Origin of the sequence: Bacteroides sp. OF04-15BH, assembly GCF_003477995.1 — a bacterium.
Taxonomy (GTDB): Bacteria; Bacteroidota; Bacteroidia; order Bacteroidales; family Bacteroidaceae; genus Paraprevotella.
The window spans coordinates 17,505-31,433 of the sequence record NZ_QUEM01000035.1 but is presented as its reverse complement, the minus strand read 5'-3'; the positions used below and the strand labels follow the sequence as shown (position 1 = coordinate 31,433).

General features: G+C 50.3%; 11 protein-coding genes. 7 read left to right on the top strand and 4 right to left on the bottom strand.

Annotated elements, in window-relative coordinates; genetic code table 11:
* The coding region (locus DXA74_RS16640; protein WP_233550555.1) for a restriction endonuclease subunit S at positions 1–879 on the bottom strand (879 nt) is incomplete at its 3' end.
* Here DXA74_RS16640 and DXA74_RS13450 point away from each other — a divergent pair.
* From DXA74_RS13450 to DXA74_RS13420, 7 genes are all read left to right on the top strand, one after another.
* Positions 878–1,684: a tyrosine-type recombinase/integrase gene (locus tag DXA74_RS13450; protein WP_118528427.1), complete on the top strand. Its 807-nt coding sequence runs from the start codon at positions 878–880 to the stop codon at positions 1,682–1,684. The genes DXA74_RS16640 and DXA74_RS13450 overlap by 2 nt on opposite strands.
* A gap of 838 nt (positions 1,685–2,522) precedes the next feature.
* Entirely contained in the window at positions 2,523–2,945 is a 423-nt protein-coding gene (locus DXA74_RS13445; protein ID WP_118528425.1) for a CD225/dispanin family protein, read from the top strand.
* 92 nt (positions 2,946–3,037) lie between these two features.
* On the top strand, positions 3,038–3,580 hold the full coding sequence (locus tag DXA74_RS13440; RefSeq protein ID WP_118528423.1) for a ferredoxin domain-containing protein: 543 nt from the start codon (positions 3,038–3,040) through the stop codon (positions 3,578–3,580).
* A 4-nt stretch (positions 3,581–3,584) separates the two neighbouring features.
* Complete coding sequence (locus DXA74_RS13435; RefSeq protein WP_118528421.1) at positions 3,585–4,712, top strand: agmatine deiminase family protein; 1,128 nt, start codon at positions 3,585–3,587, stop codon at positions 4,710–4,712.
* 36 nt (positions 4,713–4,748) lie between these two features.
* Positions 4,749–5,636 (top strand): carbon-nitrogen hydrolase, encoded by an 888-nt coding sequence (locus DXA74_RS13430; RefSeq protein ID WP_118528419.1) that lies wholly within the window; start codon positions 4,749–4,751, stop codon positions 5,634–5,636.
* A gap of 222 nt (positions 5,637–5,858) precedes the next feature.
* Positions 5,859–8,051, top strand: a complete 2,193-nt coding sequence (locus tag DXA74_RS13425; protein ID WP_118528417.1) for a glutamine synthetase III — start codon at positions 5,859–5,861, stop codon at positions 8,049–8,051.
* 126 nt (positions 8,052–8,177) lie between these two features.
* Positions 8,178–9,779, top strand: coding sequence for a peptide MFS transporter (locus DXA74_RS13420; protein WP_118528415.1), 1,602 nt, complete (start codon positions 8,178–8,180; stop codon positions 9,777–9,779).
* Positions 9,780–9,863: 84 nt separating this feature from the next.
* On the opposite strand, the gene DXA74_RS13415 is transcribed toward DXA74_RS13420, so the two are convergent.
* Genes DXA74_RS13415 through DXA74_RS13405 form a run of 3 tightly spaced genes read right to left on the bottom strand, consistent with a single transcriptional unit; the run spans position 9,864 to position 13,837 of the window.
* Positions 9,864–11,432, bottom strand: coding sequence for a hypothetical protein (locus tag DXA74_RS13415; protein ID WP_233550554.1), 1,569 nt, complete (start codon positions 11,430–11,432; stop codon positions 9,864–9,866).
* A 14-nt stretch (positions 11,433–11,446) separates the two neighbouring features.
* A complete protein-coding gene (locus DXA74_RS13410; RefSeq protein WP_118528413.1) occupies positions 11,447–12,481 on the bottom strand; it encodes an HlyD family secretion protein in 1,035 nt (344 codons plus the stop codon).
* 48 nt (positions 12,482–12,529) lie between these two features.
* Positions 12,530–13,837, bottom strand: a complete 1,308-nt coding sequence (locus DXA74_RS13405; RefSeq protein ID WP_118528411.1) for a TolC family protein — start codon at positions 13,835–13,837, stop codon at positions 12,530–12,532.
* Positions 13,838–13,929: the final 92 nt, after the last annotated feature.

Genomic DNA, 13,929 nt, shown 5'->3' with positions numbered 1-13,929 from the left:
CTTGTTATCGTCACCTTTATAGATAACGGAATCTGTCAAAGCTGACTTTTTAAGCTTGCCTTCTTTAACAAGATTCTGTTTCTCCAGCTGTATCTGTTCAACCAATTCTTGCGCTGTGCCTTCTTCTATAATTTGTGATACAAGCCTTCCTTGGATTGCCTCTTGTAAAATGCTCTTTTTGATAACTTCATTGAGCGAAGAGTTTAAGAGGTTTAGTTCTTCTTGCACCTTATCATATTTCTCGACCACAGTAAATACTTCTTTAAGTTTATTTGTAATTCTATTCTGTTCTACTATAGGCGGTAGTGGTATCAGTAAATTTTTCAACCTATTGGCAGAAAGTCCTGGCATAGCTGTTCCTACAGAAGCTAGATTATTACTCTCCTTTTGTAGATATATAAAATAATATACATATTCACAAGTGCCATCAACAAGCGGTCTCAATCTATGAATATGATTTTGAAGACAAATATCATAATCATAATTCCAAATCGCAGAACGACCGTAACCTGCTCCTCCTTCACAAACAAGTAAATCGCCTTTAGTAGCAGAACTAGTTTTTATCTCTTTCTCTGTAAAATTCATAACTTTTACATTATCAAGGACAAAATACCCCCAGTAAAGATTGGATGTAGTAATAAATTTCTGTGGAGTTCCGCCATTTTTGTTGCTACTACTTTGCTGTTTTCCACTTGTATGATTAAAAATATTACCGATACGCGTCCATTCCCACCCCTGGGGAATTTCAAACGGAATCTCGTCATCAATACATTTCACCTTCCCAGTAGCAAGAAACTTCTCATAATAGGAATTATTGATTTGTAAATAGTATACATTATTATTGATAGTGAATTGTTTAACTAATAATGTATCAAACATGAATATTGAAAATTTTGAAATGTATCTCCATCAAGGAAATATGGCGGAGAACACGATTGCAGCTTATCTCTATACCGTAAGAGAATACTATTCCCGACACAAAGAACTGAATAAGCGTAACCTACTTGTGTATAAAACTTACCTTATTGAAAAATTCAAGCCTAAAACTGTAAATCTTCGTATTCAGGCAATAAACAAGTATCTTGAAAGCATAGGAAAATCTCGTTTGAGATTAAAATCCGTCAAGGTACAACAGCGTAGCTATCTGGAAAATGTAATCAGCAATGCCGACTATATTTTTTTCAAGAATAAACTCAAAAAAGAGGAGAACAAAGAGTGGTATTTCGTAGTTCGTTTCCTTGCAGCCACAGGAGCCAGAGTTAGCGAATTAATACAAATGAAGGTGGAACACGTTCAAATCGGTTATTTTGACATCTACACCAAAGGTGGCAAAATACGCCGTATCTATATTCCGAAAACCTTACGTAAAGAAGCCACAGAATGGCTTGGTATAGCCAATCGAGCTACTGGGTATCTTTTTCTTAATCGCTTCGGTGAACGTATCACTACCAGAGGAATAGCGCAACAATTAAAAAACTATGCAATCAAATATGGCTTGAATGAGAAAGTAGTTTACCCTCATTCATTCCGACATCGCTTTGCCAAAAATTTCTTAGAAAAATTCAACGATATTTCTTTGCTTGCAGATTTAATGGGGCATGAAAGCATAGAAACTACCCGAATTTATCTGAGACGTAGTAGTGCCGAACAACAAGAGATTGTCGACAAAATTATAACATGGTAATAACAAGTCAAATATTTCTTTTCAGAATCAATAAGATTATAGAGATCACCATTCGTTTTCTACCATCATCAATATAAACATTAATACGATTATGACAAAAATACAGGATAAAAGCCCATGTGACAAGTAAAGTAAAAAGAAAGTAATATTACAAGGAAATAGGACAGAACTCATTAAAGTAATGTCCTATTTCCCATTGCGAATTATTATTGTTTTCCAATATATACTTTACTTACCTCCCCCAACTCCCTCTTCTGTCATTTTGTCAAAACCACCCTCTGAAACTTCCATTCCTCACACCCCAACCCACAAAACTCTCAAAAACACGATTCTCAACAAGCAAATATCCCCACAACAAACTATACACCAAACAGATAAGCACAAAACCCGCACACTCACGCACGCCTCATCCGGAAAAAGAAAGACAAAAACTTTTACTTTTCCAGCCTTCAAAAGCAGGCATCACGATGATTCTTGCACTTCATCCCGGGCAATTCAGAAAACCACCGTGGTGATTTCCGGCAACCACCGTGCTGTTTGGGGCGAAGGAGCGCGGTAAGCGCTCCGCATTTTCGTAACATTTTTGTATAAACCCCGTATATATGCAGTTTTCTTAGCCCATTATACCGCATATTTATTCAGGAAGATTTCTAAAACACTCGGTTTGAAAAAGGTGTCTGTCAGGGATTCCGGCCAAACGGCAGCAGAATGCAAGCGGATAAGCAGAACCGTCTGTCATAATGCCCCGGCAAGCGTTCACATTTTTTTGCGCCTTTCGTTGTATTTTATTTGGGAAACAATTATCTTTGATAATAGACTTTCAAAACATCGGACGGTTATGAAATATTATATCAAACGAAAGAATAAGGTTCAGGGACCTTTCAGCAAAGAAGAACTCAAGGCGCGCACCCTCCTGCCCACGGCTCTGGTGCGCACGGAAAACTCCGAAGAGTGGGTCCGTGCCGATCATTGCCGGGAACTGGAGGGAACAGTCGTGCCGATGCCCAGCACCTGGTGGCTCATATCGCTCATCACCGTATTCATCTGCCTGCCCTTCGGCATTGTGGGACTGCTCCGGGCCTACCGCATTCAGGACCTCTATCATGAGGGAAAAATTGCCGAAGCGCGCATCATGAGTCAGGACACGGGCCGACTGATCAAAATAGGCATTGCCTGCGGTCTGCTGCTCTACCTGATGCTGTTGGCGTTCCACGGCGCGGCCATCATCAAATCCCTGAATGCAGAGGGTATTTTTTTCTAGGAAAAAGTTTATTTTTCGTGTGAGATAGTGAAAATCCTTTTTAGCTTTTTCACTATCTTTGCATTTGTTTTTGCGAATAGAATTCCAACAATATGAAGAATGAAAGAGAACTCAGACATGAACTGGCCGTAAGCGCGGCAAAAGAGATGATGCGGGCCGCCCGCACCGCTCCCAAGGCCAAGGGCATGGATCTGATTGAAATAGGTCTGTGCGACACGAAAGAGGAACTGGAACTGCTGGCTTCCACCATGGAAACCATGTACGAGAGCAACGGGTTCAAGTTCTTCCTGCGCGACGCCGGAAACATCCGCGAGGCGGAAGCGGTGGTGCTCATCGGCACCCGCGAGCAGACATTGGGACTGAACTGCGCCTATTGCGGAGCGCCCACCTGTGCGGAAAAGGGTGCGGACGCGCCTTGTGCCTTCAACTCCATTGATGTGGGCATCGCCGTGGGATCGGCCTGCGCCACAGCAGCCCGCCTGCATGTAGACACCCGGGTGATGTACTCGGCCGGAAGCGCCGCCCAGCGGTTGGGATGGCCCGCCGCAGACTGTCGCAACGTGATTGCCATCCCGGTGGCAGCCGCGTCCAAGAATCCGTTTTTTGATCGTAAACCAAAAGAAAACAAAGCATAATAGAATGGGACTACAATTCAATGTCAGAAGTCAGGAAAAAGATAACCTCACTCTGGAACTGAAGTTCGAAGAGGGACACGTCGTGAAGTTACCGAAGGCTGAGGGGCCGTTTCTGCCGGCGGAATGGTATCCGCAGAGCGGTGTGCAGCTCACCTGGCCGCATAAGGACACCGACTGGTGCGACCTGTTGCCGCAGGTGACGGAGTGCTATGTGCGCATGGCCTACGAGATTGCCAGCCGCGAGAAGCTACTCATCGTCACTCCGGAAAAGGAGGCGGTGGAGAAGCTGCTCTCCGAGAAACTGCCGGCAAATGTGTTGCCAAATATCCTTTGGATGGAATGCCCCACCAACGACACGTGGGCGCGCGACCACGGCTTCATCACGTGTATGAGCGAACAGGGTGCCGAACTGCTGGACTTCCGCTTCAACGGATGGGGCATGAAGTTTGCCGCCAACCACGACAACCAGATCAACCGCCGCCTCTTTGCCGCGAAGATGGTGCGGGGCGACTACCGGAACCATCTGGGCTTCGTGCTCGAAGGAGGCGCCATCGAAAGCGACGGCGAGGGTACCATCCTGACCACTTCTCCCTGTCTGCTGGCACCGAACCGCAATGAGCCGAAGAGCCGCGAGGAAATCGAGGAGTATCTGAAACAGGCGTTCCATGCCAAACGGGTGCTGTGGCTGGACCACGGTTATCTGGCGGGCGACGACACGGACAGTCATGTGGACACCCTGGCGCGCCTCTGCCCGAACGACACCATCGCTTATGTGCAGTGCACCGACAAGGACGACGAGCACTATGAGGAGCTGTTCCGCATGGAAGAGCAGCTCAAGGAGTTCCGCACGCTGGAGGGTGAGCCCTACAAACTGGTGCCGCTGCCGATGGCGGACGCGGCGTTCGACGAGGACGGACAACGCCTGCCGGCCACTTACGCCAACTTCCTGATCCTGAACGATGCCGTGCTGATGCCTACCTATAATCAGCCGAGCAAGGACGAACTGGCCCTGAAGCAGTTGCAGAAGGCTTTCCCGAAACACAGCATCGTGGGCATCGACTGCCGAGTGCTCATCGAACAGCACGGATCGCTGCACTGCTGCACCATGCAATATCCGGCCGGTGTGTTGTAACCCCCTATCCCATCATCATTTCATAAACAAATCATTATGGCAAGAAAAATCAAAGTAGGCATTATCCAACAGGCCAATACAGAGCATACCAAAGACAACCTTCTGAAACTGGCCAAAAACATAGAATCCGTACACAAGCAGGGAGCACAGCTCGTGGTGTTGCAGGAACTGCACAACTCGCTTTATTTCTGTCAGACCGAGAACACGAACCTGTTCGATCTGGCCGAGCCGATACCGGGCCCGTCGACCGCCTTCTTCGGCGAACTGGCCAAGCAGTTCGGCATTGTGCTCGTCACCTCGCTGTTTGAAAGAAGAGCGGCCGGACTGTATCACAACACGGCTGTGGTGTTCGACACCGACGGAAGCATCGCCGGAAAATACCGCAAGATGCACATCCCTGATGACCCGGCTTATTACGAAAAGTTCTACTTCACTCCGGGTGACCTGGGCTTCAAGCCGATTCAGACTTCGCTGGGAAAACTGGGCGTGCAGGTGTGCTGGGACCAGTGGTATCCCGAAGGAGCGCGCCTGATGGCTTTGCAGGGTGCCGAACTGCTTATCTATCCTACAGCCATCGGCTATGAGAGCAGCGACCCGGTAGAGGAGCAGGAAAGACAGCGCGAGGCATGGACCACCGTGCAGCGCGGACATGCCGTGGCCAACGGACTGCCGGTCATCGCCGTGAACCGTGTGGGCTGGGAGCCGGACCCGTCCGGCCAGACCAACGGAATCACCTTCTGGGGCAGCAGCTTCATTGCCGGACCGCAGGGCGAATTCCTGTACCGCGCCTCCAAGGACCAGGAGGAAAATGTGGTGGTGGAAGTGGATCTGGAAAGATCGGAAAACGTGCGCCGCTGGTGGCCGTTCCTCCGCGACCGCCGCATCGACGAGTTCGGCGATCTGACCCGCCGTTTCATTGACTGAGAACGAAAAAGCATTCTGTCTCCACAAAGCAGGATTTGCCGTACGTTTCAACAGTTATTCGGGCAAAAAGCAAGAAATATGCTTTCAATAAAGGAGAAAACAGACTTTTTGAAAACAAAATAGAAAAAACAAAAGGGATTTTCATAAGGAAATCTTATCTTTGCACGCGAAAAAGAAGTACTATACACTAGGAACAACAATCCAATAAAACAGAATTACTATATGTCATCATCATTAAGATTTGAAGTAGTCGGTGAGGCTTTTAAGAAAAAGGCCGTGGCGTTTAACAAACCCGAAGAGCGTCCGTCGGAATTTTTTGCGAAGTATGTCTTTACACGTCAGAAAATGTATAAGTATCTGTCGGCAGAGGCATACCAGAAAATGTGCGACGTGATGGACAACGGTGCCTCTTTGGATCTGAAAACAGCCGATCAGGTGGCCGAAGGTATGAAGAAATGGGCCATGGAACTGGGAGTAACCCATTGCACACACTGGTTCCAGCCTCTGACCGAAGGTACTGCCGAAAAGCATGACGCTTTTGTGGAGCACGACGGCAAGGGAGGAATGATCGAAGAATTCTCCGGAAAGCAGCTCGTACAGCAGGAAACCGATGCGTCTTCTTTCCCGAACGGTGGTATCCGTTCCACTTTCGAAGCTCGCGGCTACTCGGCATGGGATCATGCATCGCCGGTGTTTGTCATCGGTGACACGCTGATGATTCCTACCGTTTTCATCTCTTACACCGGTGAGTCTTTGGATTATAAGGCACCGCTGAAAAAGGCCATCCACGCAGTGAGCAAGGCGGCCACAGATGTGTGCCACTATTTTGATCCGGAAGTGAAGAAGGTCATCGTAAACCTGGGTTGGGAACAGGAGTACTTCCTGGTGGATGAAGGCTTGTATGCCACCCGCCCCGATCTGCTCATGACCGGCCGTACGCTTCTGGGACACGACTCGGCCAAGAACCAGCAGATGGACGACCACTATTTCGGTTCTATCCCAAGCCGTGTGGCTGCCTTCATGTCTGACCTGGAGATTCAGGCGCTGGAGCTGGGTATTCCTTGCAAGACCCGCCACAACGAGGTGGCTCCGAACCAGTTTGAGCTGGCTCCGATTTATGAGGAGTGTAACCTGGCCATCGACCATAACATGCTCATCATGTCGCTCATGAAAGAGGTGGCCCGCAAACACGGATTCCGCTGCTTGCTGCATGAGAAACCGTTTGCCGGAATCAACGGTTCCGGAAAACACAACAACTGGTCACTGGCTACCGACAACGGTGTGCTGCTGCACGGACCGGGCAAGACCCCGCAGGACAACCTGCGCTTCGTAACCTTCATCGTGGAAACCCTGATGGCGGTTTACAAGCACAACGGTCTGCTGAAGGCTTCCATCATGAGCGCCACAAACGCACACCGTCTGGGTGGTCATGAGGCTCCTCCGGTAATCGTGTCTTCTTTCCTCGGCGACCAGCTGACAGAAATCCTGAGTCATCTGGAGAACGCCAGCGACGACGAACTGATTACCATCGCCGGCAAGCATGAAATGAAACTGGATATTCCGGAAATCCCGGAATTGCTGATCGATAATACAGACCGCAACCGTACTTCTTCATTCGCCTTCACCGGAAACCGCTTCGAGTTCCGTGCCGTAGGTTCTGAGGCTAACTGCGCCAGCGCAATGATTGCACTGAACTCTGCCGTAGCCGAGGCGCTGATCAACTTCAAGGAGCGTGTCGACGCGCTGATTGCCGGCGGTATGGAAAAGACCAAGGCTATCCTGAAGATCGTACGCGAGGACATCAAGACCTGCAAGCCGATCCACTTCGACGGAAACGGTTACAGCGACGAGTGGAAAGAGGAGGCTGCACGCCGCGGACTGGATGTGGAATCCAGCTGTCCGCTGGTGTTCGACCGCTATCTGGACCAGAGTTCTGTGGATATGTTTGCAAAAGCACACGTATTTACCCGCTCGGAACTGGAAGCACGTAACGAAATCAAGTGGGAAACTTATACCAAGAAGGTTCAGATCGAGGCCCGCATCTTCGGCGACCTGTGTATGAACCACATCATTCCGGTGGCTACCCGCTACCAGAGCACACTGATTGACAATGTGCACAAGATGCAGCAGATCTTCCCGGCAGAGGAGGCAGCCCGACTGAGCGCCAAGAACGTGGAACTGATCCGTAACATCGCCGCACACTCCAGCTTCATCACCGAAAATGTGGAGAAACTGATCGAAGCCCGCAAGGTGGCCAACCAGATTGAGAGCGAGCGCGAGAAAGCAATCGCTTATCACGACACCGTGGCACCGAAACTGGAGGAAATCAGATATCATGTGGACAAGCTCGAACTGATCGTGGACGACGAGCTGTGGCCACTGCCGAAATACAGAGAACTTCTGTTCATCAGATAATACAAGAGATTGTATCTGAAACAAACGAGAAGGTGCGCCTCATGCAGACGCCACTTTCTCGTTTTTGTTTATATCTGTCCGAACCGAAACTTAAAACAAAACGATCATAAAAACAACAGAACAAAAATGAGTTTTTCAGCAAAACATCCTAAAGGACTTTATCTTTTGTTTGCCACGGAAATGTGGGAACGCTTCAGCTATTACGGCATGCGCGCCATCTTCATCCTGTATATGACGCAGGCGCTGCTCTTCAACAAGGAACTGGCTTCGGAAATCTACGGCAGCTACACCGGACTGGTCTACCTCACCCCGCTGATCGGCGGATACATTGCCGACCGCTACTGGGGCAACCGGAAATCCATCGTGTTCGGTGCCGTGATCATGGCTCTGGGACAGTTCTTCATGTTCCTGAGCGCGTGCTTCCATCAGCAGACCGGACTGTCGGTGCCGCTCATGTTCCTCGGACTCTTCACGCTGATTATGGGAAACGGTTTCTTCAAACCGAACATCTCGACTATGGTGGGCGACCTGTATGAACCGACAGACCACCGCAAGGACTCGGCCTTCACCATCTTCTATATGGGTGTGAACGTGGGTTCCTTCATCGCGCCGCTGTGGTGTGGCTTCGTAGGCGACACGGGCAATCCGGACGATTTCAAATGGGGATTCCTTTCGGCCTGTGTCGGTATGATTCTGGGAACGGTACTTTTCTGTGCGTTCAAGAACAAATATATCGTGACTCCTGAAGGAGCACCCATCGGAACGGTTCCGGCTGCCAAAGCCAACGCGCAGCAGACTACGGCCGGCACACAGCAGACAGGAACCGGCACACAGCAAGTTGCAGCCGCTCCGACGAAATCGGGTTCCAGCCGTAAAACCATTCTGGGCATTCTGTCGGCCGTCGTGCTGTTTCTGCTCTTCTCCATCAACTGGAACTATCTGCACGACTGGAACCGCATCTTCGAGGGCGCTGACCTGATCGGTACGGCCATCTATGCCATCAGCATCGTGGTGCCGGTGATTATCATCACGGACAAGTCGCTCACCCGCATCGAACAAGCACGCATCGGAGTGATTTATATCATTGCCTTCTTCGTGATCTTCTTCTGGTCGGCCTACGAGCAGGCAGGCGCTTCGCTTACCTTCTTTGCCGACGAGCAGACCGACCGCCATCTGGGCAGCTGGGAAATGCCGGCTTCTTATTTCCAGTCATTCAACCCGGTAATGCTGGTGTGCCTCACCCCGCTCTTCACCGCTCTGTGGGGCGCATTGGACAAGCGCGGTCTGGAACCGTCGTCGCCCATGAAACAGGCCATCGGTCTGTTGCTGCTGGCTGTGGGTTATGTGGTCATCGCTTTCGGAGTGAAGGATCTGGACCCGAATGTCAAAGTCAGCATGTTGTGGCTCACCAGTCTGTATATGCTGCACACCATGGGCGAAATCTGTCTCTCCCCCATCGGTCTGTCTATGGTAAACAAACTCTCTCCGGCACGTTTCTCCTCACTGATGATGGGTGTGTGGTACATGAGTACGGCAGCGGCCAACAAATTTGCCGGCATGCTGAGCAGCTATTATCCTGAGGAAGGAGTGGACAAGCACTTGCTGGGCTATCATGTGGCCGATCTGTTTGACTTCTTCATGCTCTTTGCCATCATGAGTGCCGTAGCGGCGGTAATTCTGTTCTGCCTGACGGGCATTCTGAAAAAAATGATGCACGGACTGGAATAACGGCCCCGTAACGAAAAAGACAACTTCAAAATATTGAAGGCCCCGGCAATGGGATTTGATTCCCATTCGCCGGGGCCTTCGTGATTATGAACGATGAAGATGTTGCAGGGATTGTGAGCGGTGACGCCGCTGATAATAGTGCCACCGCGAACGGATCGGGTGAAAGAACAGTACCGCCAGCAGGAACACGGAACCGATGATACACACCACTCCGAACAGTTCCTTCAGGCTGGTCAGCATGGTCTGACGGATCACCTCGGCATAGAGTTCCTGAAAACCGGAATGGCCCGTCTGCGTGGTATAGCTCTGGTCAATATTGCGGCTGAGCAGCCCGATATTGTCTTTCTGCATATATTTCATGGCCCGGTTCAAAATAGCAGTACCCAAAGGGGTAGCCACACTGGTACGGATGAAACTGAGCACACAGAGTCCCTGAAAGAAATGCTTGAAAGGGACACTCTTGGCAATGTAGATGGTCAGACAGATATAAAGGATGCCATAACCGATGCCCTTGAGCAGATTGGGTACATAGAAACTCTCGATGTTGAGCTCCGGATCAATCAGAAAATACATGTAATACTGATAGGCGACAATCAGCAGGAAGCCCACGAAAATCAAGAATTTGAAGCCCTTGCGCAGGACTACCTGACGGTAGAACACCGTTGCCGCACCGATGAGAATGCCCACAAAGACATACCAGTTGAGCGACACGGCATTCAGGCTGTCGTAGCCCAGCACCGAAGTCATGAACAGGTTCTGAAGCACGGACGAAACCGTCAGAAAGAAGCAGAGCATCAGAAACAGGAACAGGATGGTGGGGAAATGCCGGTAGCGGAACACCTGTATGTCAATGTAAGGGCGCTTCTGCATACACATGCGGTTGATATTGACCATCAGCGACACGGCGGCCACCACCAGAGCCAGACGGATCTTGGCACTGTCCAGCCAGTCGTAGTATTCTCCGTAGATGCAGATAAACACCACGGAAAAGAGAATCAAGGTCCATAAAAAGGCACTCACCCAGTCCACTCCGTAAAGAGGAACCTTCTTGCCGTTGCGTACCGGGCGGGTGCACAGAAAAACAAGCAGCCACACGACCAGCAAAAAAGCGATGACCAGCCAGTGCATATAGCGCCAGGTGGCCCAGTCGCTCAAATGTGTGGCTACCAGCCCCGAAAGCTGGATGCTCTCGAGTACCACGATATAAATCACCGGATAGAACACGGAAAAGTTGCCTGAGGGAGTGACACTCAACCGTGTGTTGGAGAAGCACTCGAAGGTGCCCCACATACGGAAAAATCCGGAGATGAAACACACCACGACAAATACCGGCACCTGATCGGTGTGCAGCGTAATGAGGTTACACGTAACCAGCACGGCGCACACCGTAAGCAGGATACGGCGCGTGGTGAAACGGGCTTTCAAACGAAACAGAATGGGGAAAATCACCGTCATGCCAATGTAGGAAGCATAGGCCGCCATATTGACATCTTCCTGTATGCATCCCAGGGCGCTCGACATCTGATAGGCCGTGGGCAGAAACACTCCTCCGTTGAACTGGAAGACCATGGCAAAGAACATGGACAGGAACATACAGACGGGAGTAGGTATCCCCTCCTTGAAATAGCTGATTCTAGGACGAACTTCTGCCATCTGCACCTACTCCTTTACATTTTTACAGAGCATTCCGCGTTCATGCCGGCACGCAGACGCGACAGGTTCTCTCTGGAATTGTTCTCGGTGAATTCGATACGCACGGGAATGCGCTGCTCCACCTTGACGAAGTTTCCGGCTGAATTATCCTGCGGAATAACGGAATAGGCTGCTCCGGTGGCATCGGAGATGGAGGTGATACGTCCTTCGAAGGTCACATCGGGGATGGCATCGACTTTCACTTCCACCCGCTGTCCTTCCTTCATATTGGTTGTCTGGGTTTCCTTATAGTTGGCTATAATCCATTTCTCGGTACCGTCGACCAGAGTGACCAGAGTCTGTCCCGGCTGCACCAGCTCGCCTTCGTGAATATCCTTGCGGCCGGTCACTCCGTCGGTTGTGGCCAGAATAACGGTATAGGACAGGTTCAGTTTGGCCAGCTTCAAAGCGGCCTGCGCCAGTTTGATGGCCGATTCATTCTGTCCCAGACGCTGGGTCTGCTCCTGCTTGACCAGCGAGGCCGACTCCTTCTGTCGCAACAGCTGTTCATACTTGGCTTTGGTAGCCTCATACTCCGTCTGCACGCGGTCGAACTGTTGCGGGGTGACAGCCTCCTGCTTGACCAGTTCCAGGTAACGCTTGTAGTCGGTCTCGGCATTTTTCAGACGGATGCGCTGCTCCTCGATGGCGGCATCAGTCACCAGTATGTTGTTGTGTGTTGTGTTAATCGTTGTGTGCATCACATCCTTTCCGGTGAGGGCATTTTGCAGGTCGGCCTCCGCCTGAGCCACACGCAGCTGGTATTCGATGTCCTCAATGACCACCAGCGTATCGCCTTTCTTCACATTCTGATACTCGTCGAAATAAATCTTCTTGATAAATCCCTGCACCCGGGTGTTCACCGGAGTGAGGTGCTGTTTGATCTGGGCATTGTCTGTAAACTCCACGTTGGAGAGATGAATGAACTTGCCGCCCACCCAGCTGATGCCGGCTACCAAGCACAAGGCAATGAAGAAATTGGGTATAGCCCGTCTTTTGTTCTTGATCATATTATTGTTATCCTTTTATTTTCGTTTTACAGAATTGCTTTGTTTTTCTTACAGAATACCTGCCACCTTGCGCAGCAGATAGTATTGATACAGAATGCCGATCTGGGCATTGGCCAGTTCCAGTTCCATCTCAAGCTGGGTGTTGCTGGCATCGAGCATATCGGTAATCAGCGCCTGTCCGTTCATGTAGCGCTGCTTCACGATGTAATAGTTCTCATGCGCCAGCTGCACGCTCTTCTTCTGTGTTTCCAACCGCACGTAAGCCTCATCCAGATTGACATAAGCCTCGTGAATGTCGTTCAGCAGTTCTTCTTCGGCCAAAGCGGCCTTCTCCTGCATGTCGAGCTGCTCCACCTTGTTCTGCTTCAGCTTGCGCCGGTTGCGGTACAGGGCATCAATATTATAGGACAAGCCCACACCGGCACTCCAGAACCCGAAGTTCTTGTCAATGGCCGGCACTTCTACCAATATCGGACCGGAAAACTCATGCTCAGCTTTCAGGAAAAGGTGCGGACGCATACCGGCTTTCAGCAACTGTTCGCTGTTCTTGCTTAAATCTACCTGCGCGCGGGCCAGACGCATCTGCGGGGCATCCTGCGCTCTTTCAATCCAGCTTTTCTCGGGCAGACGCTCCACGGCGGTCTGCTTCAGCATCGTTGTATCCGGCTCGATCACCGTAGTAACGGGCCAGCCGATGGAAGTGACCAGCTGATGGTTCAGGATGTCCATCTGGTTCTGAACATGGGTGAGGCGCAGCTGCACGTTCTGCAACTGGAGCTCATAACGGGTGATGTCGCTCTTCAGAGCCGTACCCTGACGGTAGGCAGCTTCCATATCGCGCACCAGCAGCCGGGTCTGCTCGATGTTGCGCTCATAAACCTTTTTCTGATTGGACAACTGGAAGATGTCCAGATAGTGCCCCAAAAGCAGAAAACGAACATCCTGACGCGTTTTGTGCAATCGGTCCTCGGCTACTTTCTTATGAATCTTACTGCGCTCGATATTCCGCGAAATGGCTCCGCCCTGGTAAACCGTCTGTGTAGCCTTCAGGAGGAAGGAATTTCCGGCATGAGGCATGTCTGCCGGTTCTCCGTTGGAGAAGTTACGGTCGGTCGTAAAGCCGTCGCCGATATAACGCCAGTCGGCCGACAGCTGCAACGAAGGCAAACGGTCGTTTTTCGCAACCTCAATAGCCGCCTCGGACTGTCGGATCTGCAACTCGCCCGACTTGACATTCCGGTTGTAGGCGTCGATACACTGAAACAATTCCTCAAGAGTCACCACACGGGGCTGGGCCACAGCCAACCCCAACAGGCTTTGAAAGCCCAAATACAAAAACAATCTCTTACCTGTCATCTGTATACAAATACTACTGTTACTCAATCTTTTCCAGATGGCCACATCTGCCGGGTTCACATCCGACAGCCTATAGCTAAAACTCTGTTTTG